The organism is Acinetobacter calcoaceticus ANC 3811, assembly GCF_000399665.1.
Classification (GTDB): domain Bacteria; phylum Pseudomonadota; class Gammaproteobacteria; order Pseudomonadales; family Moraxellaceae; genus Acinetobacter; species Acinetobacter calcoaceticus_B.
The window spans coordinates 3,363,287-3,386,434 of the sequence record NZ_KB976986.1; the positions used below are offsets into that span (position 1 = coordinate 3,363,287).

23 protein-coding genes are annotated in these 23,148 nt (G+C 36.6%); 10 read left to right on the top strand and 13 right to left on the bottom strand.

Features of this window, described 5'->3' with window-relative positions:
* Positions 1-177: 177 nt before the first annotated feature.
* A complete protein-coding gene (rplS, locus tag F935_RS17030; protein ID WP_016140014.1) occupies positions 178-546 on the top strand; it encodes a 50S ribosomal protein L19 in 369 nt (122 codons plus the stop codon).
* A 52-nt stretch (positions 547-598) separates the two neighbouring features.
* On the opposite strand, the gene F935_RS17035 is transcribed toward rplS, so the two are convergent.
* The gene (locus F935_RS17035; protein ID WP_080645808.1) at positions 599-1,540 is read right to left on the bottom strand and encodes a lipase family alpha/beta hydrolase; all 942 of its coding nucleotides are present in this window, start codon (positions 1,538-1,540) and stop codon (positions 599-601) included.
* A gap of 116 nt (positions 1,541-1,656) precedes the next feature.
* A complete protein-coding gene (locus F935_RS17040; protein ID WP_016140016.1) occupies positions 1,657-2,688 on the bottom strand; it encodes a lipase secretion chaperone in 1,032 nt (343 codons plus the stop codon).
* 153 nt (positions 2,689-2,841) lie between these two features.
* On the opposite strand from F935_RS17040, the gene truB reads away from it, so the two are divergent.
* From truB to F935_RS17055, 3 genes are all read left to right on the top strand, one after another.
* Entirely contained in the window at positions 2,842-3,747 is a 906-nt protein-coding gene (truB, locus tag F935_RS17045) for a tRNA pseudouridine(55) synthase TruB (protein WP_016140017.1), read from the top strand.
* 19 nt (positions 3,748-3,766) lie between these two features.
* Positions 3,767-4,543, top strand: a complete 777-nt coding sequence (locus F935_RS17050) for a sulfite exporter TauE/SafE family protein (RefSeq protein ID WP_016140018.1) — start codon at positions 3,767-3,769, stop codon at positions 4,541-4,543.
* Between the two features lie 210 nt (positions 4,544-4,753).
* Positions 4,754-5,197: a hemerythrin domain-containing protein gene (locus tag F935_RS17055; RefSeq protein WP_016140019.1), complete on the top strand. Its 444-nt coding sequence runs from the start codon at positions 4,754-4,756 to the stop codon at positions 5,195-5,197.
* A 7-nt stretch (positions 5,198-5,204) separates the two neighbouring features.
* Here the strand turns inward: F935_RS17055 and F935_RS17060 are convergent, their stop codons facing one another.
* From F935_RS17060 to serA, 3 genes are all read right to left on the bottom strand, one after another.
* Positions 5,205-6,068: an EamA family transporter gene (locus tag F935_RS17060; protein WP_016140020.1), complete on the bottom strand. Its 864-nt coding sequence runs from the start codon at positions 6,066-6,068 to the stop codon at positions 5,205-5,207.
* Positions 6,069-6,160: 92 nt separating this feature from the next.
* Positions 6,161-7,045, bottom strand: a complete 885-nt coding sequence (locus tag F935_RS17065; protein ID WP_016140021.1) for an EamA family transporter — start codon at positions 7,043-7,045, stop codon at positions 6,161-6,163.
* A gap of 98 nt (positions 7,046-7,143) precedes the next feature.
* Positions 7,144-8,376 carry a phosphoglycerate dehydrogenase gene (serA, locus tag F935_RS17070; protein WP_016140022.1) on the bottom strand — a complete coding sequence of 411 codons (1,233 nt, stop codon included), beginning with the start codon at positions 8,374-8,376 and terminating at the stop codon, positions 7,144-7,146.
* A 378-nt stretch (positions 8,377-8,754) separates the two neighbouring features.
* Between serA and F935_RS17075 the strand changes: the two genes are divergently transcribed.
* Both F935_RS17075 and F935_RS17080 read left to right on the top strand, forming a co-directional pair.
* Positions 8,755-10,164, top strand: coding sequence for an FAD-binding oxidoreductase (locus F935_RS17075; protein WP_016140023.1), 1,410 nt, complete (start codon positions 8,755-8,757; stop codon positions 10,162-10,164).
* A 77-nt stretch (positions 10,165-10,241) separates the two neighbouring features.
* Complete coding sequence (locus F935_RS17080; protein WP_016140024.1) at positions 10,242-11,528, top strand: AbiH family protein; 1,287 nt, start codon at positions 10,242-10,244, stop codon at positions 11,526-11,528.
* 113 nt (positions 11,529-11,641) lie between these two features.
* Here F935_RS17080 and F935_RS17085 read toward each other — a convergent pair whose 3' ends face one another.
* The gene (locus F935_RS17085; protein ID WP_016140025.1) at positions 11,642-12,430 is read right to left on the bottom strand and encodes a hypothetical protein; all 789 of its coding nucleotides are present in this window, start codon (positions 12,428-12,430) and stop codon (positions 11,642-11,644) included.
* Between the two features lie 186 nt (positions 12,431-12,616).
* On the opposite strand from F935_RS17085, the gene F935_RS17090 reads away from it, so the two are divergent.
* Positions 12,617-12,985 (top strand): hypothetical protein, encoded by a 369-nt coding sequence (locus tag F935_RS17090; RefSeq protein WP_016140026.1) that lies wholly within the window; start codon positions 12,617-12,619, stop codon positions 12,983-12,985.
* A 46-nt stretch (positions 12,986-13,031) separates the two neighbouring features.
* Here F935_RS17090 and F935_RS17095 read toward each other — a convergent pair whose 3' ends face one another.
* Both F935_RS17095 and F935_RS17100 read right to left on the bottom strand, forming a co-directional pair.
* Positions 13,032-13,346 carry a putative quinol monooxygenase gene (locus F935_RS17095; protein WP_016140027.1) on the bottom strand — a complete coding sequence of 105 codons (315 nt, stop codon included), beginning with the start codon at positions 13,344-13,346 and terminating at the stop codon, positions 13,032-13,034.
* 13 nt (positions 13,347-13,359) lie between these two features.
* The gene (locus F935_RS17100; protein ID WP_016140028.1) at positions 13,360-13,947 is read right to left on the bottom strand and encodes an NAD(P)H-dependent oxidoreductase; all 588 of its coding nucleotides are present in this window, start codon (positions 13,945-13,947) and stop codon (positions 13,360-13,362) included.
* A gap of 242 nt (positions 13,948-14,189) precedes the next feature.
* Here F935_RS17100 and F935_RS17105 point away from each other — a divergent pair, with 242 nt between their 5' ends.
* On the top strand, positions 14,190-14,555 hold the full coding sequence (locus tag F935_RS17105) for a hypothetical protein (RefSeq protein ID WP_016140029.1): 366 nt from the start codon (positions 14,190-14,192) through the stop codon (positions 14,553-14,555).
* Between the two features lie 372 nt (positions 14,556-14,927).
* A complete protein-coding gene (locus F935_RS17110) occupies positions 14,928-16,157 on the top strand; it encodes a chloramphenicol efflux MFS transporter CraA (protein WP_016140030.1) in 1,230 nt (409 codons plus the stop codon).
* Between the two features lie 37 nt (positions 16,158-16,194).
* Here the strand turns inward: F935_RS17110 and F935_RS17115 are convergent, their stop codons facing one another.
* The 5 genes from F935_RS17115 to F935_RS17135 all read right to left on the bottom strand — a co-directional run bounded on the left by F935_RS17115 (position 16,195) and on the right by F935_RS17135 (position 21,685).
* Positions 16,195-16,731, bottom strand: coding sequence for a hypothetical protein (locus F935_RS17115; RefSeq protein WP_016140031.1), 537 nt, complete (start codon positions 16,729-16,731; stop codon positions 16,195-16,197).
* A 26-nt stretch (positions 16,732-16,757) separates the two neighbouring features.
* Positions 16,758-18,908 carry a YccS family putative transporter gene (gene yccS / locus F935_RS17120; RefSeq protein WP_016140032.1) on the bottom strand — a complete coding sequence of 717 codons (2,151 nt, stop codon included), beginning with the start codon at positions 18,906-18,908 and terminating at the stop codon, positions 16,758-16,760.
* Positions 18,909-19,111: 203 nt separating this feature from the next.
* Positions 19,112-19,681 (bottom strand): superoxide dismutase family protein, encoded by a 570-nt coding sequence (sodC, locus tag F935_RS17125; protein ID WP_080645809.1) that lies wholly within the window; start codon positions 19,679-19,681, stop codon positions 19,112-19,114.
* 125 nt (positions 19,682-19,806) lie between these two features.
* A complete protein-coding gene (locus tag F935_RS17130) occupies positions 19,807-20,925 on the bottom strand; it encodes an AI-2E family transporter (protein ID WP_016140034.1) in 1,119 nt (372 codons plus the stop codon).
* A 124-nt stretch (positions 20,926-21,049) separates the two neighbouring features.
* A complete protein-coding gene (locus F935_RS17135; protein ID WP_265596965.1) occupies positions 21,050-21,685 on the bottom strand; it encodes a ParA family protein in 636 nt (211 codons plus the stop codon).
* Between the two features lie 79 nt (positions 21,686-21,764).
* Between F935_RS17135 and F935_RS17140 the strand changes: the two genes are divergently transcribed.
* Positions 21,765-23,147: a site-specific integrase gene (locus tag F935_RS17140; protein WP_016140036.1), complete on the top strand. Its 1,383-nt coding sequence runs from the start codon at positions 21,765-21,767 to the stop codon at positions 23,145-23,147.
* The last annotated feature ends 1 nt before the right edge of the window (position 23,148 follow it).

Sequence of the window (23,148 nt, forward strand, 5' to 3'; positions counted from 1 at the left end):
CAATGCTTCGAGTTAAAGCATGATTCTATTTAATGAATAGTTTTATGTATATTCTAAGGCTCTTTATAGACATATTGTCATAAAGGGAAAGATAAACGGGTCGATATGCGTTTTAGCCTCTATCCCCAGCGGAACCTCAGACCTCTTCTGACTCCGCACATATTGGAGATTCCCACAATGAGTGGTAAACATCCTTTAGTTCAAATTATTGAAAATGCACAGTTAAAAACTGATATCCCTGCTTTTGCTCCTGGTGACACTGTTATTGTCCAAGTTAAAGTAAAAGAAGGTGAGCGTGAGCGTCTTCAGGCATTTGAAGGTGTTGTAATCGCGAAGAAAAACCGTGGTTTAAACTCTGCATTTACAGTTCGTAAAATTTCTAGCGGTGTTGGTGTTGAGCGTGTATTCCAAACTCACTCACCAGTTGTTGCTAAAATCGAAGTGAAACGTCGTGGTGACGTTCGTCGTGCTAAACTTTACTACCTCCGTGACTTGTCTGGTAAAGCTGCACGTATTCGTGAAAAATTACCAGCTCGTAAAGCGTAAGCTTATACCGAGTAAAAAAATGCGCCTTTTGGCGCATTTTTTTGTTTAAAAATTATAGTCCTTGTAGTTTTAAACGGTTTGCATGTTGACGGTAAACCGAGACAGGATCTGAGGCAAAAATAGAACGTATCCCCAGCACTTGATTGACTTCATCTAAATGATTCCAGTTGTAATCATCACGAATTGTTTTACCAAATTTGGCGCTGCATCGGGAAACAAGACCATCATTATCACCAAATGGATCGACCACTAAACTACTGCCTGTAAGGGCGATATCAAATGGATCTAATGGATTAGTCAGAGCTTTATTTCCAGAGAAAGAATACATATAAATACCTTTCTCTTGGTATGTTCCTTCTCCACAAGAAGTGGTGGGTACACCCATAGGGAATTGAGCACTAAACTGAGCTGAACCTTTAGTTGATAAGCTATGGGCGCCTGCTAAAGAGTCATGCGGATAGCTAGTCGGATCTAGGCCTCCTGCCCAAGTAATTGCTGCTGAAAACCAGTTTACTAACGTTGCCAAGCCTGAAAGAGGAGTACCCTCAACGTTCAGAATGACATCTGCCATTGGTGAACCCTTATGAGGTGCACCAATCGTGGTAAGTGAGGCAACTTTTTCTGGCATGATACCGGCTACATAGCGAATTGTTGGACCCCCATGGCTATGACCGATTAAGTTGACTTTAGGCTTACCAGTAATGGCAATAATCTCTTCTACTTGCTGTGCAAGTTGTTCCCCACGCACTTCTGTTGAGTTAAATGGTGAAACTCTTGTAGCCCAGACATTTCCTCCATTACGAGCAAGATCAGGAAGAATTTGGTACCAGTAATCGAGACCAAGTGTATCTGTTCCAACTCGGCTAAAGCCTGCCATACCGTGGTTAAAAACCATTGGATATTTTGTTTGTGCGTAAGATGAATATACGAACGAGCTTTTAACTTGTTCAGCATTTGTTGCATGGGCCGCTGAAATACTCAGTCCTGAGAGCATTGCAGCGCAGAAAAACATTAACTTCCTTTTCATTTTTTACTCACTATTTTTATTTTGTATGAAAAGCAGCTTTCTACTGCTAGTGAATGTTTAGCCAGTTCCCAAAAAGGAAAGGCTTAGTAATTAAATGGCAGTTCACCTCCCTGATCATGGACCGTTTCAAAAGTTCGAAGTCTTAGTTGTTCTTGTGATGAGTTAAACTGTTGTTGGCGTAATTGTTGTATGGCCTGGTTTTTAGCACTATCACTCATATTGCTTTTAAGAATTTCATCTCTTCCACCCAGATAACTGTTGACCCTTTGTTGCCAAGCATTCCGCTCTGTATCTAAAGTTTCTAATCTTTGAGTCGCTTCGGCTCCCACAAGTGCTGTACGCATTTGCCGAAGTTCTTCTGCTGAACCCTTGCGAGCTTTAATTTGTTTGGTCAATGTATGTAAATCATCAAGTTTAGAAAGTTCTTGCAGGTTTTGCTGCCAGTCTTCTGGAAGTTCTTCAAAACGTTCTTTAAGCTTTCGTGCTTTTTCAATTTCGCTTAGAGAAGAGTCTTCAAGTATCTGCATTCGATCTAGCGTATAGTTCTGATAGATATCTTCGTTAGAGAAGAGCCCTTCAATTTCAGAGGTCGAAAAGAAGCGTTTTCTTATATCCTGAATTGAATTAAAGATCTTTTGAAAATAATTTTTATCTTGTTGTTTTGCTGACGGCGTTTGGATCTGAGCAAGTTGTTCACGATATTTTAAATAACGGGTCCATAAGTCCATAATCTGTGAACGAGCTGGCTCTAAATATTGTCCTTGAACAAATTTCCCAAAGTGATTTTTGATTTGTTCTAAATCATTTTCTCCATATTGGGTAATAAAATATTCAAAACAGTCGCGGGTTTGACTATTTACGACCAAATATTGAGAACTATCAATTTTTAACTGGCAGTTAACTTCGGTGTCTTGCTGACTTTTACTGTGATACACATCTTCATTTCGTGATGAATGATCTGTCTGAGGAACCGATGCTAAATTTTTAGCTTTATTTTCACTGATCTGAGCTGATGTGTTTTTTGAGTCAGGACTTAACCAATAGACACATGCAATGAGGCTCAAAATAAAAAATCCGAGCACGCACCACAATACCTTCTTCTGCATCCCTTGCATAAAGATATCTTCCTTAAGTTTTAATTTGTTGTTTTTTTACTCGATCATTAATGTGCCATAAAATAAGTGAAAAGGCACCTAAATATTGTGAAAATATCTTGCCGAATTTGCTAACATGTCGGCACTTTTTTCTAGCTTTGTGTTCCAATAAAAATGACGACAAAAAATCAAAAAATTTCTCGTCGCCATATTAGTGGTGTATTTCTATTAAATAAACCATTAGGGCTTAGTTCAAATGCGGCTTTGCAAAAAGTGCGTTGGTTATACCGCGCCCAAAAAGCAGGTCATACTGGAGCTTTAGACCCATTGGCGACAGGTTTACTCCCGATTTGTTTAGGAGAGGCCACCAAGTTCTCACACTATTTGCTGGACTCAACAAAGCGCTACCAAACCACCGTTCGATTGGGACAAACCACAACGACAGGTGATGTGGAAGGGGAAATTCTACAGGAGCGCTCTGTTCCTGTGCTCAGCCAAGAGCTTATTGAACAAGCCTTAGAAAAATTTAGAGGTGATATTCAACAAATTCCGCCAATGTACTCGGCTTTGAAAAAAGAAGGCAGGCCGTTATATGAGCTTGCCCGAAAAGGTATCGAGATTGAGCGTGAAGCACGTCCAATCACAATTTATGCCTTAGAGTTAATTGAATTTACTGAAAATAGTCTCACTTTGGATGTAACTTGTTCTAAAGGAACATATATTCGTGTACTGGGCGAAGATATTGGTGAGGCACTTGGCTGTGGTGGGCATTTAACGATGCTAAACCGGACTCAAACAGGACATTTTGAGCTCATTCCGAGTTATACCATTGAATATCTGGAAAGTCTTACAGAAGAGCAAAGAGAAGCTTTGCTACTTCCAGTTTATGCTCCAGTTGATCATTTCTTAAAAATTCAGGTGCCTGAAGGGCGTGAAAAGTATTTTTGCAATGGTTTAGAAAGCAATATTGAGCATTCTGCAGAAGCAGAAGTTTTAGTTTTTTCAGATGAGCGCTGTCTAGGTTTAGCTGAGATTACTGATAGAAAACGGTTGGTACCTAAGCGTATCTTAAATTTGTAGTATATGTAGAGTATAGAGCATGGGCATGGAATGGGATGTTATCCTGAGTTTGATCTTTTTTGCGTTTACTGCTGGAGCAATTGATGCTGCTGTGGGTGGCGGTGGACTCATCCAGATTCCCGGGATCATGAGCACTTTTCCTAATATGTCTACTGCTACCGTAATTGGTACCAATAAAGTCTCATCCATTTTTGGTACTGCATCGGCTGCTTATACTTTTGCAAAAAGAGTAAAGTTGCAATGGAAGCTTTTAGCAGTCATTGCTGTTTGTGCGCTAATTAGTTCATTTGCTGGTGCTGCTTGTTTATCGTTAATTCCTCAATCTGTATTACGACCTTTCGTATTCGTAATGTTGATTGTGATTGCAATTTATACGCTAGTTAAAAAGAACTTCGGACAGGTTCATACTGAGCAAAAAATTACTAATAAAATGCTGATTTTGGCTGCTATTGGTAGTTTGGCGATCGGTTTTTATGACGGTATTTTTGGTCCGGGTACGGGCAGTTTCTTTATTTTCTTCTTTATTCGTTTTTTACAAGTCGATTTTTTACATGCTTCAGCTTTGTCAAAAATCGGTAACTTTATGACGAATTTAGCTGCCCTGAGTTTCCTCATTCCGACAGGTCACGCTATTTTGCACATTGGTTTAATGATGGCAGTTGCAAATGTGCTTGGTTCTGTTGTTGGGGTACGTACCGCGCTTAAATACGGAAGTGGATTTGTTCGTATTATCTTTTTAATTTTGGTGAGTATTTTGATTTGCCGTTTGGGCTATCAAATGTTTGTTACGGGTTAAATAAGATTGAAAGTATGAGCTGTCCATAAAATGCAGTTCATACTTTTACGTATCATTTAAAGCTAGAAATATAAAAATCATTACAGAAGTTTACTAGAAAGAAAACTGTGTAAAAAATAGTCTCATTTTAAGCTACTTAAACATTATAAATTTCAACGTATGATAAACCTTGAAATAAAAAAGATTTTTTAGCTAAAAATGAGGAAGAGAATGAATATTTTCGAAGCATTAAGAGAAAGCCATGAAAATCAACGTAGCCTTTCTGAACAACTTATTCAGACACATGGTTTAACCGAAGAAAGAAAAGAATTATTTGATGCATTAAAAAATGAATTGTATGCCCATTCAGTTGCCGAAGACCGTTATTTATATATTCCTTTAATGTTTGATGATGTTGGTTTAGATATTACAAGACATGCTTTATCTGAGCATCATGAAATGGATGAGTTGGTCGAGCAGCTCGAAAAAACCGATATGAGTAGCCCAAGCTGGTTAGCAATCGCCAAACAGTTGAGTGAAACAGTCCATCACCATTTAAAAGAAGAAGAGCATAAATTTTTCCAACAAGCAGGAAAAATTCTTAAAGACAGTGAAAAAGAAACGCTGGGTAATAAATATTTAAAGGAATATAAAAAGTATAAAAAGCAGCAATAGTATTTAACTATGCTACTTTTTTAGTACTTCTTAAAGTCACGCCAATTGATGCCAGCATTACACAAGCTAAAGCCACCCATTGCAGCATGCTGATTTCTTCGTGAAGTAATAAGAAACCCGTTAATGCTGCCAATGCTGGTGCTAAACTCGTTAGGGTACCGTAAGTTAATTTAGTGAGCTGTTTGAGTGCCATTAAATCAAGTGCATATGGAATAGCGGTCGCTAAGACAGCAATAAGTAAAGCTTTACCCCAATACTGCGTTTCAAGTAATGCAGGAGCATTATGCCAGATGCCTATTGGTAGTAAGGTTAGGGCAGATAATCCAATCCCAATGGATAAAGCATGCATCCCTATATTTTGGGTCACAACTTTCTGACCAAAATAAATATAGAAGGCCCAGCAAAATCCAGCACCTAGCGCACAGGCAGCACCGACATAGGAAAAGTGGTGTTGTGTTGGGTCTTGCCAAGGAACCATGAGAGCAATACCTAACATCGCAAATGCTACCCAAATGTAGTCACTCTTTTGTTTAATCGAAAGTAGAGCAAGACCTAATGGACCAATAAATTCTAAGCCGACGGCAATCCCTTGAGGTAACTTTCCAAGCGACGTATAAAATAAAATATTCATGAGACCCAAAGACGCAGAGTACATCAATAAATCACGCCATTTTAAATAGGGTAAGCGCGACCAGATTTTCCATGAACGGAACATGATCGCGACAATAATCGTTGCAAAGCTCAACCTTAAAGCTGTAACGGTGAGAGGGTCTAATATGGCAATAAGCTGCTTGGCAAATGAAGCACTGATTTGATATGAGACCATCGACAGAATCATATATAGCACAGCAATAATGGGAAGATTCTGCATGGAAATACCCTAGGGCCTCATCTAATATTATTTAAAAATAACAATGGTCAATTATAGCGAATGCCATGTTTTAACTCGCAGTTTTAGTTGATTTAACTTACTATTTTTTCACGTTCCAGACGTGCTTTTTGGGTAGTTATGGTACAACCGACAGAAGCTACAATAATTGTTGCAAGTGCCAACCATTGGTTCCATAACAAATATTCACCTAAAAAGATAAAACCAGAAAGTGCAGCAACTGCGGGTTCTAGGCTCATCAAGGTTCCGAAACTTAAGGGTGTTAAATTACGTAGGGCTAGCATTTCTAAAGAGAACGGTAATGCGCTGGCTAAAATTGCCAAACCAATAAAATAAAAAAGAGAGGGGAGTTCTATAACTTGCCCTATTGAGCCTGAGAAAAAAGTAATGGGTAATAAGATGCATGCGCCCACACTCATTCCTAAACACACAGTGTGATTGCCTGAAATACCTGAAGGTTTTTGTCCAGCAATAATATAAAGTGCCCAACACGCACCTGCACTAACTGCAAATAATACTCCGATCCAATCTAGACTATGAGCTTGATTGAAAGGGAAAAGTAAAATGAGACCAACAATCGCTAAACTGACCCAGACAAAATCATATTTTTGGCGTGCGTGATATAAAGCCACACTTAAGGGACCAATAAATTCAAAAGCAACTGCAATACCAATGGGTAACCGTTCAATTGACAGATAAAAAAGTGCGTTCATTCCTGCAAGAGCAAAGCCATACGCTAAAATAGCTTTCCAACGGACCTGACTAAAATTAATTCGCCAAATTCTAAAAATAAAGGCAAGAATAATTGCACCTAAACATAAGCGCATTGCTGAAACGGTAAGGGTAGGAAAGCTTTGGAACAGAAATTTAGCCAAAGATGCACTACTTTGAACGCTTAACATGGCAAGAATGAGAAAGCCCAAAGCGTGTAGCTGAGTTTTTTGGCTTGAAATGGACATTTTATTATTAGATCGATTGGTATACTTTTCACATGATAATGTAAATGTCCATAAAAAAGCCACAGACAATGCTGTGGCTTTTAAATTTACAGTTCGTATTAGAACAATACGCGCACGCGAATTGTACCTTCAACTTCATGCAACATATCTAAAGCTTCGTGAGAAGCAGAAGCGTCAACGTCCATTACGAGGTAACCGATGTCACCTTTAGTCATGAGTGTTTGACCAGAAATGTTGATGCCTTGTTCAGCAAACAAGTTGTTGATTTTAGACAATACGCCCGGTACGTTTTTGTGGATGTGCAATAAACGGTGTTGACCAGCAGTCAATGGTAACGCGATTTCTGGGAAGTTCACTGCAGAAAGCGTCATACCCTTGTCAGAGTAAGCAACAAATTTCTCTGCAACTTCTAAACCGATGTTTGCTTGCGCTTCCATGGTTGAACCACCAACGTGAGGAGTTAAAATCACATTGTCTAAGCCACGAAGTGGAGAAACAAACTCTTCACCATTTGCTTTTGGTTCTTTAGGGAATACGTCAACCGCTGCGCCAGCAATATGACCAGATTTGATTGCATCTGCTAAATCTTCAATTACTACACATGTACCACGTGCAGCATTTAGGAAGATTGCACCTTCTTTCATTTTTGCAAATTGTGCTTTAGTGAAGAAGTTGCGTGTAGATGGAACATCAGGCACATGTAATGTAACTACATCAGCAGTCGCTAGAAGTTCGTCTAACGAACCAACTTGGCGAGCATTACCCATTGGTAATTTAGTCACTGCATCGTAATAAATCACATGCATACCTAAGCTTTCAGCAAGAACAGAAAGCTGAGAACCGATAGAACCGTAACCTACAATACCTAAAGTTTTGCCACGAGTTTCGAAAGAACCGACAGCAGACTTATCCCAACCACCACGATGACAAGCCGCCGATTTTTCAGGAACACGGCGAAGAAGAAGAATCGTTTGAGCAAGTACAAGTTCTGCAACCGAACGCGTATTTGAATACGGTGCGTTAAATACAGGAATACCACGTGCCATTGCTGCTTTAAGATCAACTTGGTTTGTTCCGATACAGAAACAGCCCACTGCGATCAATTTATTTGCAGCTTCGAAAATTTCTTCAGTCAATTGGGTACGCGAACGAATACCAATAAAGTGAGCATCTTTAACAGCTTCTTTTAGCGCTTCGCCTTCAAGAGCAGTTTTGCGATAGTCAATATTGGTGTAACCCGCAGCGTTTAGAGTATCGACTGCGTTTTGGTGAACGCCTTCTAACAAAAGGAAACGGATTTTATCTTTAGGTAGTGAAAGATGTTGGCTCATTACGGCTCCGCTACAAAGGCCAAATTTGGTGGCGCTATCATAACATAATGGTCGGTACTATAGATATTTCGTTTGCGCCATCGTCTTATGGCAATTTTATCTATGTCTAATCACTTCTATTTATGGCTTGTGAGTCATTTAGAATAGGTTTGGCATGAGATTTAAATGCGATTTTTCTCTGAAAGTCTTATAGAAAAGCATTTATTTACGTTAAACATGTTTTGTAGTGACAGTATCTCTATTCTGAACTTTATCGCTTGGGCTGTTGCATGTAGAATATAGGAGTTCCTTGAACATTATGGCTTTGCTCAGGTGAAAACCCTGAAAATATGAAGTCATAGTCCCACCATAGTTTACTTCTTGCTAGGTCTGCAAACGATGAATGCTCCAGTCGCTTTAACACCTGAGTTACTCACCCAATTAACAGCAATCGTTGGTGAAAACCGTATTAAAACCGATGCTGATAGTCTCGAAAACTGGGGTAAAGATCATACCAAGCATTTTAATCCGAACCCATCGGTCATCGTTTTTCCATCGACCACTGAACAAGTTCAGGCAGTTGTAAAGCTTGCGAACCAGTTTAATATTGCGATTACACCGTCAGGCGGTCGTACTGGTCTCTCTGCGGGTGCGGTAGCAACTAATGGTGAAATTGTCATTAGCATGGACAAAATGAACCAAATTCTTGAGTTCTTCCCAGCAGATCGTATGGTACGAGTACAAGCTGGTGTTGTGACTGAACAATTGCAAAATTATGCTGAAGAACAAGGGATGTATTATCCGGTTGACTTCGCATCAACGGGTTCTAGCCAGATTGGCGGTAATATCGGTACCAATGCTGGTGGTATTAAAGTCATTAAATACGGTATGACACGTAATTGGGTGCTTGGTTTAACCGTTGTCACTGGTAAAGGTGATATTTTACGTTTAAACAAAGGTATGGTTAAAAATGCAACTGGTTATGCATTGCAGCATTTGTTTATTGGTGGTGAAGGTACATTAGGTTTAGTGACTGAAGCAGAAATTAAACTTGAGCGCCAACCACAAAACTTACAAGTTTTAGTTTTAGGTGTTCCTGATTTTGATGCAGTGATGCCTGTATTACATGCATTCCAAAAAGATATCGATTTAACTGCATTTGAGTTCTTTGGTGAACTTGCAATGCAAAAAGTTTTAGATCATGGACATGTACAACGCCCATTTGAAACTCAATGTCCGTTCTATGTATTGCTTGAGTTTGAAGCGCCATATGAGCCGATTATCGATAAAGCGATGGAAATCTTCGAGCATTGTATGGAGCAGGGGTGGGTACTTGATGGCGTAATGAGCCAGAGCCTTGACCAAGTCGAAAGTTTATGGCGTTTACGTGAAGATATCTCTGAATCAATCGCGCCGTTTATTCCATACAAAAACGATATTTCAGTATTAATTACTCACGTGCCTGCATTTATTCGTGAGATTGATGCAATTGTTCAAGAGAACTATCCTGATTTTGAAATTTGCTGGTTCGGTCATATCGGTGACGGTAACTTGCATTTAAATATTTTAAAACCTGAAAACTTAACCAAAGATGAGTTCTTTGCGAAGTGTCAGGTTGTGAATAAATATGTGTTTGATACCGTGAAAAAATACGATGGTTCAATCTCTGCCGAACATGGCGTAGGTATGACGAAAAAACCGTATTTGGAATATTCACGTTCGCCTGAAGAAATTGAATATATGAAAGCTTTGAAGTTGACGTTTGACCCGAACGGGATTATGAACCCAGGCAAATTATTTGATCTTTAATGCTTGATTGAATAAAAGAATTTCTGTTAAAAGCGTATCGAAAGATGCGCTTTTTTTATTATGAGAATTTTATAACAATGAATATTCTAATTGTCGGCAATGGCTTTGATTTATCACATTACTTACCTACGAAATATGATCATTTCATGGTCGCAATGGGAGCTATAGAAAGCTGGGAGGAGCAGAAAGGTGAGATGGGATTTGATGACTTATTTGGTTCTCTATATGAAAAAGAAAATTACTTCTTTAAATATACAAAAGCAATGTACCAAACCGATGAGATAAAAATTTCGACTGAACAAGTTAAAGAGTTAAAACAAAAATTAAAAGAAAATATTTGGTATCAGTATTTTTCTGATCATGTTAGAGAGATTAAAACATGGATTGACTTTGAGCAAAAAATTGAGGAAGCATTAATTTATACTACTAATTTTCTGGATAAAATTAATGAAGTATCTTTAAATGAAAATAAATTAGAACGAGTAATACGAACTTCTGGTTATAAGGCTTCTGATTATGATAATAAATTTATTTATTTAGGTGAGAAGATGTGCCATGTGCTTTGTTCTATAGGATTGTTGAATAAAGATTATTATAATGTGGGATATGATGAGAGTGGTAGATTTCGAAAAGAAATTGCTACAGAAGAAACGAATTCTCATGAATATGTTATTTCATCAAAATTTATTAGAATTTTTTCAAATTACGATATATATAGTAACGAAGGAAGTTTGAGTTTTCTTAATAATCAACTTGATAATTTTATTTTAATTTTCAATTTATATTTAGAGTTATTTGTAAAGACACTTTCCCCTATTATTAATTTGAGTGAAGATTTTAGCTTTGGTTTTGTGAATAAGATTTTTTCTTTCAATTATACAAATACATACATTAATTTTTATGATGCTAGCTTAGATACTGATTTTCTCCATGGAAGTTGTGGGGAAGATCAAAATATAGTATTAGGTATTTCTGAGTTAAAAGGAGATTTGCTAAGAAGTTTAAAAGCTTACGGTTTTACTAAATATCATCAAAAGTTATTTAAGAATACAGATTACCAATTTTTAAGTGAAGATCAGTACATAAAAAACATACAAAAATTTTGGGAGGTAATCAAAAAAAGGAATCTTGCAATTACATTGGATGAAAAATATAGAAATAGCATCAATATCTTTATTTGGGGGCATTCTTTAGATATTTCTGATGAAGTGTATATTAATGAAATTTTTTCATTAAATAATGAAGACCATATTAATGTAATAATTTATTATTATGATAACTATTCAAAATTTAATTTACTTACAAATCTTTTACATATTTTAGGCAAAGAAAAAGTTGAAAGATGGATGAAAAAAAGTGGTTAAGATTTGAACCCAATCCTAATATTGTAAAAATTAATAATATTGAACCTGTTGATTTATCTAAGTTGGAATAAATTCTTAATAAAATTTATTTTTTATGAATAGCTTTTTTTAAACTATTTCTTATATGCTTTCCAACCCGTCAGAATATGATAAATCAACGGTAAAAGACTAAGAGCAAAAAAGCTACAAAGCCCAATGGCCCACAGAGGTAAATCCCTTGGATTACCTAAAAAGAAATAGGCAAAAATAGAATATGACAACATCGCAAACATCGCCATTGTTCCAAGTGGAAGCGTGACTTTAAAAATTAAAGTGCTAGCAAATGTTTTGTAGGGTTCCATGTCGCGCTTTAGACTATAGGCAATAATCATGAGCAACACATAACCTAAAATAAACAACATAAATAAAGCGGCTGCAAACAATAGAATTGTTCGCCAGCTCTTTTCTTGCGCGGTGTGATCACCAGATTCATAAACAACAGTAATATGTTCACCAACTACAGGCACATCACCAGAGCGAACTGAGTTGTCTAAAGTTAGAGTTCTGTTTTGATTATCTTTAAATTGAACCTGAGCAGTATGCATGAGAGTCTTAGTTTTATATTTACGTCCATTTGAGTCGGTACGTTCAGTATCTACCCATTCAGAAGTATAACTCACCATAGTTGCATCGTAAGTTGGTTTGGTTACTAAGCCGTAGACTGCCTGAGAAACCCAATAAGTAAATGGGAAAAATAAAGCACTAATACTAAAAACCACGGCAAATAAATAAGCAAATTCAAACTTACTACTTTCTCGATTTTTAGCTAAACGCTTGACCCAAAGCTTGGTGAGTACAAATGACCAAATCATCAAAACTGCAACGACCACCAAGAAAACTTGTCCCGCATAAGTCAGTTGCATAATGATCCTATTTGTTATGTGTAATAGAAATTAATTTTATCAAACGATTGTCATTAAAGTTGCGTGAGCAAGAACAATTATTTGGTCTGAAAAAGAGTAGCCGTCTTTAGAACTACATAGTTTCTACAGAGTAACCGACCAAGGCATAGCATCATAAAGCTATGCCTTTTGTTTTTGGTGATAAAAATGCAACGTTTATTTTTAATTTCAGCGCTCTGTGCTGGACTTTTCACTGGGTGTGCGACGACCAGTAAATTAATTCCTTTTGTGGGCTCAGAAACCCCAATGCAACAAGTAATTAAAGCTCAATCTGAGATTGTAAAAGAGCACAATAACACCTCAGTTCAGCAAGTGTTTAACCGAGTAGAATCTCCAACTGTTTCCCGTATTGTTGTCATTCAAACAGGTTTAATGGATGACTCTGTCTCTGCCATTCGAACAGAATATGCATTTAAATTAGTCGATGAAAAATGGCAATTGCAGAATAAGCAAAAAAGCTATCAGTGCGCGAGAGGGAAAGGCTCTAGAGGTTTCCAAACACAGCTTTGTTCTTAAAAACTAAAAAAGACGATAAATATATCGTCTTTTTTTATGGGCTAAATTATACGCCGCTTTCTAAAATTTTAATTTTGACATCAATGACATCATCTTTAACTGCTTCATGATGTGCTTGCATATGAGGTGTAGCCAAATGTGCTTCAAGATGAGCAACACTTGCCCATTTTTCTAACATCACAATCGTATCGGGCTCTTTAGTTTGAAAACTGGCATCCGATATATGATCAACTAAAGGTTCATAACCATGACAACCATCTTCTGCTAAAACTATTGGAATAATTTTTTGGAATGCATCCAATACGTTTTGACGATGCTGTCCAGCTGATTTGGTACGAATTTCTGCAATAATGGTTAGCATGGATTTTTCCTTATTAAGCTGCTGCAAATACAGTGTTCAAGTGTGCTTTATATTCTTCAACATAACTATCAACGTCAGGCATTTTAATCACGTCGTTTACAATAAAAGTCGGTAATGTGCTCATGCCTAAAAATTGATTAGCTTTATGAAATGGTAAATAAACACCATCTACGCCTACGCCGTGGAAGAACTGATCTGCATCATCAAATGCTTCCATTGGTGCATTCCAAGTCAATGACAGCATATATTTTTTGTCATGAATTAAACCACCTGAACCATATTTTTTTGATGCATCAGAACGGCTACGACCATCATTTGCGTAAAGTGAACCATGACCTACAGTAAATACATCATCAATATATTTTTTAACTGTCCAAGGCGCGCCCATCCACCAACCTGGCATTTGGTAAATAACGACATCTGCCCATAAGAATTTTTCAACTTCATTTTCGGCATCATAATCGCTATCGGCACGGGTCATTTGAACTTCATGGCCAAGTTCCGTGAGATGGGTCGTTGCGAGTGTAGTTAATGTGTCATTTAATTCACCATTTGAATGTGCAAATTGTTTGGCACCATTAATCACTAAAATCTTACTCATGGGAGTCACTCTAATTAAATTCCTAAATTTGATGTGTACTTTACGGAATTTACTCTTGTTGAAAAATGCATGAATTTGAAAAATATTGTTGATTAAAAATCAATAATATTGGGTTGCTATCTCATTCTGAGTTATTTGTTTTGAAGAAAAGCTTTATATTTATAAATCCGTTTACAATGTTGAACGGAAAAAAGTATTTGTAGTCTTTAGCATTAAGTTTGGGTAAATCTAAGAGATCACGTATGAGAAAAATGAGTTTGCTGATTGCTTGTAGCCTTGTAACGCTAACGGCGTGTACTCCAGCGAAAAATTCTTCTGCCCAACTTGCGGATAGTCCGATACAAGCGGTATTACTTGATCAGCCGGATCTTTTAAACGATGCAAACAATTTGGATATTTCACAGCAAATGAATGCTGCCGATGATCCCTCTAATGCTCAAGTCACTATTTTACAGACAGATTCTAGCGAAGATGCGATAACAAAAGTCCGCACAGAATATTTATTAAAACGAGACCAGCAAGTCTGGAAAATTGTGAATAAAAAGCAAAGCTATCAATGTACACAAGGACAAGATGCCCCAGACTTTCAAGTTAATCCTTGTCCTTAATGCTTAATTTTTTATCGAATATGTGGATAACTTTGAGTTTGTGCACAACAGGAATTTGTGGATCTTTTAGTGCAAAAAACTGAAATTTAAGCTTCTTGAAATTGCGTGATTGCTGATCAATTTAAAAAGTGCTATTGTTGCGCTCGGCAATTGTGCCAATTGGTAAAAAATTACCGAATCTCACGTCATACATTTTTTCTCGTTTTAGACACCTTGTGAATACGGTGTTTCACCTTCTAAACATGCACTCTCACGGCATATAAAAACTTATCTAAAGATTGATAGACCATACTGTCATCGTCATGACTACATTATTTATTTCAATATGTAGTTGCTGAGACATTTTGGCCGCTATTTTGAAGTGTACAACTCATGAAAAATATTCAAACGACAACGTTGAACCGTACAACGTTGATGTTTCCTTTGGCCTTAGTGCTATTTGAATTTGCGGTTTATATTGGCAATGACCTTATTCAGCCAGCAATGTTGGCAATTACTCAAGATTTTGGTGTAAGCGCAACTTGGGCGCCGTCTTCAATGTCATTTTATTTATTAGGTGGTGCCACGGTTGCATGGTTACTTGGGCCGTTGTCAGATCGTCTCGGACGTAAAAAAGTACTGCTAGCAGGGGTTTTGTTTTTTGCTCTCTGCTGCTTCTTAATTTTACTAACACGGCAAATAGAACAGTTTTTGGCATTAAGATTTTTGCAGGGAATTGGCTTAACCGTAATCTCCGCAGTCGGTTATGCCGCTATTCAAGAGAGTTTTGCTGAGCGTGATGCCATTAAAGTCATGGCTCTCATGGCCAATATTTCCTTACTTGCTCCGTTGCTTGGACCAGTGTTGGGTGCTTTTCTTATCGACTATGTGTCTTGGCATTGGGGATTTGTCGCCATTGCTGTGTTGGCATTACTCAGTTGGGTCGGTTTGAAAAAACAAATGCCAAGTCAGCAGGCCAGTGTAACTCGACAACCTTTTAGTTATCTTTTTGATGATTTTAAAAAGGTGTTTACTAACCGCCGTTTTTTAGGCTTAAGTCTTGCTTTACCGTTGGTGGGCATGCCTTTAATGCTATGGATTGCTTTATCTCCAATCATTTTGGTAGATGAGTTAAAGCTCACCAGTGTGCAATATGGCTTGGCTCAATTTCCAGTGTTTCTTGGTCTCATTCTCGGGAATATTGTTTTAATTAAAATTATTGACCGTCTCGCTTTAGGTAAGACCATTCTGATTGGTTTACCGATTATGCTGATTGGGACATTTATTTTAATATTGGGTGTAGTTTGGCAAACCTATTTAATTCCTTGTTTGCTTACAGGCATGACGCTCATCTGTTTTGGTGAGGGAATTAGCTTTTCAGTCTTATATCGCTTTGCACTCATGTCATCTGAAGTGTCAAAAGGAACGGTAGCGGCTGCAGTCTCGATGCTATTGATGATGAGCTTTTTTGCAATGATTGAGTTGGTGCGTTATCTCTATACACAATTTCATTTATGGGCCTTTGTATTATCTGCATTTACTTTTATTGCTCTTTGGTTTACTCAACCACGAAGTGCTTTAAAGCAAGAAATGCAAGAAAGAAAGCTCGAAGGAAATGATTAAATTAAAAAAACCGGAATCGATATTCCGGTTTTTTTAGCTATTCTTTTAACATTTTTTCCATTTCCTCGCGGTCTGTTTCATAAGTACAACCTAATAATGTCATCGGACTTTTTCCGGTCATTTCTGATAAGTTGAGATTATGATAAACAGTAAAAGAATCTGCTGTTGCAGGTTCTGTCTTGACAGTGCGAACACCTCTAAAAAAAGGTAATGTTTTAAAGTCTGGATGCTGAGGAATATTAAATTTCTTTGAAAGTTGTTGAACATTTACATTACGAAAAACGGCAGTTATACCTTGGCCAGCTAGGGCAATTTCGTTTGTCTTTAAACCAAACAGTTCAATGGGTTGATTAGTTTTATATAAATAAATGAAAGATTGGTCTGAATCTTCAATTCTTTTAAAGCCAAGCGCTGATAAATTTTCATCATATTCAGAAGCAAAACTGGTATAAGTTTCTTGATCTGATTGACACTCTATAATCTTTTTTAAATCATTTATTTCAAATGCATATGATGTGCTACTTAGCAATAAAAAAGTGGCAGAAAGAAATTTATATATCTTTGGAAAGTCCATTTTTTATCCTCAATAAAGTGTTATAGCTATTTAATCTCTTGTTCTAAAAGCTGACCTTTTAAAGTTAAGAGTTCAGGTAGGGTTTCTAATAGTAAACTCATTTGTTTTAAGACTAGAGTATAGCTTTCTGAAAAGTGCTCATGCGTTGTTAGATTTTGAATTTGTTTTAAAGTTCGCTCAAGAAAATTAAAGTCAATAGAAGCTTGTTCAAATAAACTCTGATTAAGAATGTGCTGACAATCCAGTAAGAGCTGTAATACCTGTTGATCCTCAATTTTCTGCCGTTGGCTACCTAACGCTGCCACATAACTCAGCTGGCTGTGGCTATAAACCAAATAGCGAAAAGCGTAATGAATGAGTTGAGGATTTGGATTTGGTTCAGCACTTAAACTCGAGATCATGTTAGATAGCTCGATTTGAGCATTATGGGCAGCACGACGAATTCGGCGGTACTCTATATCCTGATTTTTGCCATATTGATATTGCTCAACAATCACATTGAAATAATCTAATGTTGCTTTGCTGCTTTTCTTAATATTGTTGGGAATATTGCGGAAGTTCCAATCAGGCCAAATAAAGTTTACGGCAAGCCATGCAATAAAACAGCCTAACAGCGTATCTATCAGGCGAGGTAAAATAATGCTGTAGCCTGCACCTTTTAAGTTGAAAATTAACAGCACCATGAGGGTGGCCATAAGCGTAGCCAATGCATATTTCTTTTGCCGTAAGTAGAAAAAACAGACTCCGCAAATAATCGTAATGATGAGCTGACCTTCAATACTCGGTACAAAATATAGAATAGGTATTCCTAGTAGAACACCGAGTAAGGTGCCAATAGTTCTTAGTTTAAGACGGCTTTTAGTCGCAAAATAAGTGATCTGGCAGACAAACAAACTAGTCAGTAAAATCCAATAGCCATGCTGTGCAAAGGGCAATAACGAAATCGCATAACCTGCGGCGAAAACAACTGCAATTCGTATGGCATGTCTAAACAATGCTGACTGCGGTGTAAGCTGTTGCCGGAGTTTTAAGATCAGATCTGAAAACCCTTGAATATCATCATCAAGTAAATTTAAGTGTTCTTGTCTTGTTTGGGTATTATTTTCAGGGAAGGGCTGTGCATATTGTAGTTGTTCAAACTGTTCATGCATGCCTTTTAAATTATCAAAAATAAGTCTTAAATTTTTAACTTCAAAGTTTTGTGGATGCTGCTGTATCCAGTCCTTTAAAGAACTTTCCAAATGGTTCAATACCGTCCGACTTTCTTGCGAAGGCTGAGATGGCCGATTATGCAAAATACACTGAGCTAGATCTTGGCACGCTTGTGCTTGTAGGCGCAGGTTTTTTTGGAAACGGAAAATAAGATCACTACGGCTAAAGTTCTGTTGAATATGTTCGTAATGTAAATAATTAGAGGTCGCTTGCTCGTGAATGTCCCGCGCAAAAAAATACAGATTTAGCCAATAAATACTTTTATTGCTTACCCTAGAAGCTTTGAGTCTAGTGAGTAGGGAGCTACGTATTTGATTGAGACTTTGAGCAACTTGCGTATTTTGTAAAGATAATTCATATAAGAGTTGTTCTACGTTTTCTTTATTGTCGGGATCGAACAAGCGTGCTTTGGCTTGCAGTAGAACAGAAATTTCTTTAAAAATTTGTGAGAGCTTATCTTGTAAGGGAAGTGTTGGTTTAATAATAAAAAACAAAATAGATGTAAAGCCATACCACAAAGCACCATAAACAAAGTAGGTAGGCTGTTGGTACCAGTGCGTATATTCGCCTAAACCGAACATGCTATAAATGGAAAGCAAAATAGTGCCAAACGAAATTGTGGCATAACGTTGCCCTAAAGCACCTAATAAAATGAAAAAAGCACTAGAAAGAGAAAGATATAAAATAAAGAAAATTTTGTAGGGAGCTAAAAAGCCAAGAATACTACTGACTGTAAAAAAGAGGAGGCAGACGTAAACCAAGTTACGTAGTCGAATACTTAAGCGATCATCAAAGTCGGTTAACGCTGCTGCAATCGCGCCTAAAGTCACAGGAACAATGAGCTCGTTATGGCCTAGCCAAAGTAAACCTAAAGTTGTGCCTGTGAGTACAATCAAAATTTGCAGGCAATAAATTAAAATCGAGTTTGTCTTAAAACTATTAAATATTTGGATCAGATAGTTCACGGCTTTTGTTCTAAATTAGAGAATACGTGAGAAAGCAGTATGTAACTTTAAATTTTTATTACTTCAAAAATATTATTCTTTTTATCTACAAAAGTCAGTCATTTTTTAAGATTTTATTAGGCTTAAACCAAGTTGTAACGATCAATAAATTAACAAAATTGTGGATATCTTTTTAGATACCCACAATTTGAAAAAGACATAAATTATTTAATCACACCACATGCAATTCGAGCTCCGCCACCGCCGAGAGGCAGAGGTGAGTCTGAGTAGTTGTCGCCACCCGCATGAATCATGATAGCTCGACCTTGAAGATCAGCAAGTTTCAATCGAGGTGCGATTACAGCAGTCGTTGCAACACCAGTATTATCGACCACTAAAGCAGGTAAATCACCTAAATGGCCAGTGGTTGGCGTACCGTGATGAGGGGCTTGGTTCGGGTTATAGTGACTACCAGCAGCTAAAGCAGCACCAGCTTTCCCATCTTTTACAGCTGGTTCACAAGATGCATTTTCATGAATATGGAAGCCGCGTGTACCACTTGGTAAATCAGCTAGAGCAGGGGTAATAATTAAACCTTTGTCGCTATCTTGAAAGCTAATCGTACCTAATTTTTTACCAATACCAGCGGCTGTCACTTCATTTACATCGACCACTTTTTTCGTATGCATTGTGGTTAATGCTTGAGTTGTATCTGATACAGTTTTTGTGACTGAACTACAGCCAACCGTAAAAAAAGCTGTAAGCGCACAGACTGCGCCAATTTTATTAAACATCTGCATGATTGGATGTCCTTATAAATATATATGATTGTTTGATTCAAACAAACGAAGGTTTAACCTACAAGTTAATTTAAATAGTTAATTTGTATCTAGAAACATTTTTAAATTAAATAAATACTTCACTCTTTATCGTTAGAAGATTCATTTTCAGAATCATAAATCATAGTCGTTTTAGGCATCGGTTCAGGCTCAATGGTTTCATGTAACCATTCACGCCAAATTGCCAGTAAAATAGCCAGAATTACAGGTCCAATAAATAAACCTACCAATCCGAAGCTCGCAATACCACCTAACACACCAAACATAATTAATAAGAATGGAATTTTTGTGGCACCAGAAATCACAAGTGGTCGAATCACATTATCTGAGCTGCTAACAATCACCACACCCCAAACTACTACACCAATTGCTTCCATTGTTTGTCCTTGAGAGAACAACCATAGACCGACGCCTAAATAGGAAATTGGTGTACCAAATGGAATTAAAGCTAATAAGAAAGTAGCAATGGTAAGTACCATTGGGTTTGGAACGCCTGCTACGAAATAACTTAATCCAGCTAAAACAGCTTGAGCAATTGCAGTTAAACCCACACCATAGACTACAGCACGAGTCGTTTCAGAAATCGTATCGAGATAATGATGAATACGAGGGCCGATGACCATTTCTAAGGCTTTACTCACCTGAGATAAAATCATTTGACCATCACGATAAAAGAAAAAGAGAGTAAATACGGCAAAGCCAAATTTGACAACATTTTTACTAATTTCACCGAGCAGCATTCGGCCATAACTTAAATGGCTTTGAACCCAAGCTGCAATATTCTGAATGGTGCTATTAGGATCGTTATTTAACTCATTGAGTGTGCGAGAAATTTCTTTTCCAACAAAAGGAAGCTCGCGAATAAAATCAGGAACACTTAAATGACCTGAAAAAACCTGACGTTGTAAGTCAAAATATAAGTTGCGGCCTTCATGCTGCAAAATAAAAATAGCACATGTAAATGGTACGCCAACAACCAAAACGACCAGGCTAATCATTAGAGTTGCATTTAAAGTATTACGGGTTTCTCCAAAAAAACGTTGAATTCTTAAATAAATAGGCCAAGTCATATAAGCAATGATGGCAGCCCAAAGTACAGGAACAATAAAGTATTTCAGGATATTAAATCCTAAAAAAATCAAAATAAAAAACAGCCCAAACAATAAAACGCGCTGTAAATTAGGAGCGTATGGATGCACGAACAATATTTCTCTAATTTTCTACATAGAATAAAGTCATATTAACTGAAAAATAACCTGAGGCAAATTTTAAGGCCGTAATGTAAAGAACCTTATACATCTCTTTTTAGAGACTAAAAGTGATTTAAAACCACTCAGCTTTATCTTCAACTAACTTGTTTAGAACAGGTTGCCATTGATTTTGAATCGTAATAAAGTTTTTTTGAGGTTTATCAAAAATGCTTAAGCCTTGCATCGCTAAGCTACCATAAGCCGTACGTTCAGCAATCCACGCAACAGGTTCCTGTTCAATTTTTTCAAAAAACTGTTGAATATCTTTTGAGCTAGCACTATTCGGTTTTACACGATTAGCAAGAAGTAAAATCTGTACTTTGCCTTTACGAATGCGCTTAATATCTTGTAGATGCTTCAAAAAGCGACGAGTACTGTCTATATCGAAAAATGAAGGCTGAAGTGGGGTGATAATCGCATGAGCTTCACTGATGAGTTGCTCAGCATGTTCACCTGAAAGTGCACCAGGTGCATCAATAATTAGATAATCCAAATTTTTAGGTGCATCACCAATTGATTTCTCGTGACGCCAGTCGAGGCTTTGAATGGTTGCGACCGTGTTGGGGCGCTGTTTTAACCACTGTAAAGCCGATTTTTGATTGTCTGAATCTGCTAATGCTACTTTATATCCTTTTTGTGCCAATGCTGTTGCCAACGTAATGGCCGTCATGGTTTTTCCCACACTACACTTGAGCATATGGAATTTAATTTCTTTACAAAAAATAATAAAGAAAAAAGGAATTTTGTGTAATTTTTAGACAATATCAGATTTCTTGAGGTGATCAAGAATGTCAAATCAAAACAAATTGAACTCAAAAGCACGAATTATTTATATTGCGAATTATAAAATTCTCGACATAAGTTGGGATCTTGAGAGGAATTTATCTTCGTTTGAAAATAGACGAGATATTTTCACAATTTCTTTTCCAGTAATTTTAAAAAGCTCAGGTGAGGTGTGGGAACTTGCATCATTGTATTTTAATAGTTATTTAATAAAATACAACGACATAGTGGGTGATAATTTGAAGTCAATTGCAGTAGACTTATTACATTATTATCGTTTTATAGAAGATAGGGAATTAGATGAATTATATTTTCCTAAATTACTGAATAAAAGAATTACATATTTATTTAGAAGGCATTTAATTGAACAAATTGAAAAAGGTGACATGAGCCTGAATACGGCTAAACAGAGAATAAATCGCGTAGTTAATTTTTATGAAAGTTGTCTAGAAAATGGTTATTTGAACTCTTCTTTATTTGAGAATCAACCTTATCAGTTAATAAAGAAAATAATAACGATCAATGGTAAATTGGGTTTTGAATTTAATAAAGAAATTGTTTCATCAAGCCTTTCTATAAAAAAGCCATATAGTGTTAAGGATTCTACTGCTATATATGATGGCGGAAAATTAAGACCATTAATAAATGAAGAACAAGAAATTTTGAGTGAATATTTAGATAGATATGGGTCTAGAACATTACAGCTTATGTGCAGTATAGCTTTCCATTCAGGAGCGAGACTTCAAAGTATATGTACAATAAAAGTGAAAAATATAAATGATTTAATAACAAAAGATAAAATTACTTCGAATAAGACCTATACTTTAAGAATCGGTGCGGGAAGTGGAATAGATTCTAAAGGTGATATACCATACATATTAGAACTACCTAAATGGCTAGTTGAAAGATTACATGAGTATATAAATTCTGATACTTGGAAAGAAAGAGCTAGAAAAAGCTATTATAAAGATTCAGATGAAAATTATATATTTCTAACAGGAATAGGATCACCATTTTATACTAGTAAATCTAATATGAATGATATTAAAGATAGTATACTTAAAGAAAATAAAAGAATAGATATTCAAATATATAAAGGGAATGCAGTAAGAAAGAATTTTGATGATCTTGTAAAAAAAATACAAGAAGATTATCCATGGTTCGGAAATATCAGATTTCATGATCTACGAGCAACTTTTGGAATGAATATAGTAATTAATTTACAAAGTAGAGGAATAAATAATCAAAAATGTGTCGATTATATAAGAAAAAGAATGGGACATAAAAATATTCAAACGACTTGGTCGTATCTTGATCATAAAGAAATATTAGCTAAAAATATTGATACTCAAAATATTTTTGAAAATAATTTATTTAATTTTTTATAGG

Coding starts and splice junctions, on each gene's coding strand:
- rplS (WP_016140014.1), top strand. CDS start 178: ATGAGTGGTAAACATCCTTTAGTTCAAATTATTGAAAATGCACAGTTA.
- F935_RS17035 (WP_080645808.1), bottom strand. CDS start 1,540: ATGCTCTCAGGACTGAGTATTTCAGCGGCCCATGCAACAAATGCTGAA.
- F935_RS17040 (WP_016140016.1), bottom strand. CDS start 2,688: ATGCAAGGGATGCAGAAGAAGGTATTGTGGTGCGTGCTCGGATTTTTT.
- truB (WP_016140017.1), top strand. CDS start 2,842: ATGACGACAAAAAATCAAAAAATTTCTCGTCGCCATATTAGTGGTGTA.
- F935_RS17050 (WP_016140018.1), top strand. CDS start 3,767: ATGGGCATGGAATGGGATGTTATCCTGAGTTTGATCTTTTTTGCGTTT.
- F935_RS17055 (WP_016140019.1), top strand. CDS start 4,754: ATGAATATTTTCGAAGCATTAAGAGAAAGCCATGAAAATCAACGTAGC.
- F935_RS17060 (WP_016140020.1), bottom strand. CDS start 6,068: ATGCAGAATCTTCCCATTATTGCTGTGCTATATATGATTCTGTCGATG.
- F935_RS17065 (WP_016140021.1), bottom strand. CDS start 7,045: ATGTCCATTTCAAGCCAAAAAACTCAGCTACACGCTTTGGGCTTTCTC.
- serA (WP_016140022.1), bottom strand. CDS start 8,376: ATGAGCCAACATCTTTCACTACCTAAAGATAAAATCCGTTTCCTTTTG.
- F935_RS17075 (WP_016140023.1), top strand. CDS start 8,755: ATGAATGCTCCAGTCGCTTTAACACCTGAGTTACTCACCCAATTAACA.
- F935_RS17080 (WP_016140024.1), top strand. CDS start 10,242: ATGAATATTCTAATTGTCGGCAATGGCTTTGATTTATCACATTACTTA.
- F935_RS17085 (WP_016140025.1), bottom strand. CDS start 12,430: ATGCAACTGACTTATGCGGGACAAGTTTTCTTGGTGGTCGTTGCAGTT.
- F935_RS17090 (WP_016140026.1), top strand. CDS start 12,617: ATGCAACGTTTATTTTTAATTTCAGCGCTCTGTGCTGGACTTTTCACT.
- F935_RS17095 (WP_016140027.1), bottom strand. CDS start 13,346: ATGCTAACCATTATTGCAGAAATTCGTACCAAATCAGCTGGACAGCAT.
- F935_RS17100 (WP_016140028.1), bottom strand. CDS start 13,947: ATGAGTAAGATTTTAGTGATTAATGGTGCCAAACAATTTGCACATTCA.
- F935_RS17105 (WP_016140029.1), top strand. CDS start 14,190: ATGAGAAAAATGAGTTTGCTGATTGCTTGTAGCCTTGTAACGCTAACG.
- F935_RS17110 (WP_016140030.1), top strand. CDS start 14,928: ATGAAAAATATTCAAACGACAACGTTGAACCGTACAACGTTGATGTTT.
- F935_RS17115 (WP_016140031.1), bottom strand. CDS start 16,731: ATGGACTTTCCAAAGATATATAAATTTCTTTCTGCCACTTTTTTATTG.
- sodC (WP_080645809.1), bottom strand. CDS start 19,681: ATGTTTAATAAAATTGGCGCAGTCTGTGCGCTTACAGCTTTTTTTACG.
- F935_RS17140 (WP_016140036.1), top strand. CDS start 21,765: ATGTCAAATCAAAACAAATTGAACTCAAAAGCACGAATTATTTATATT.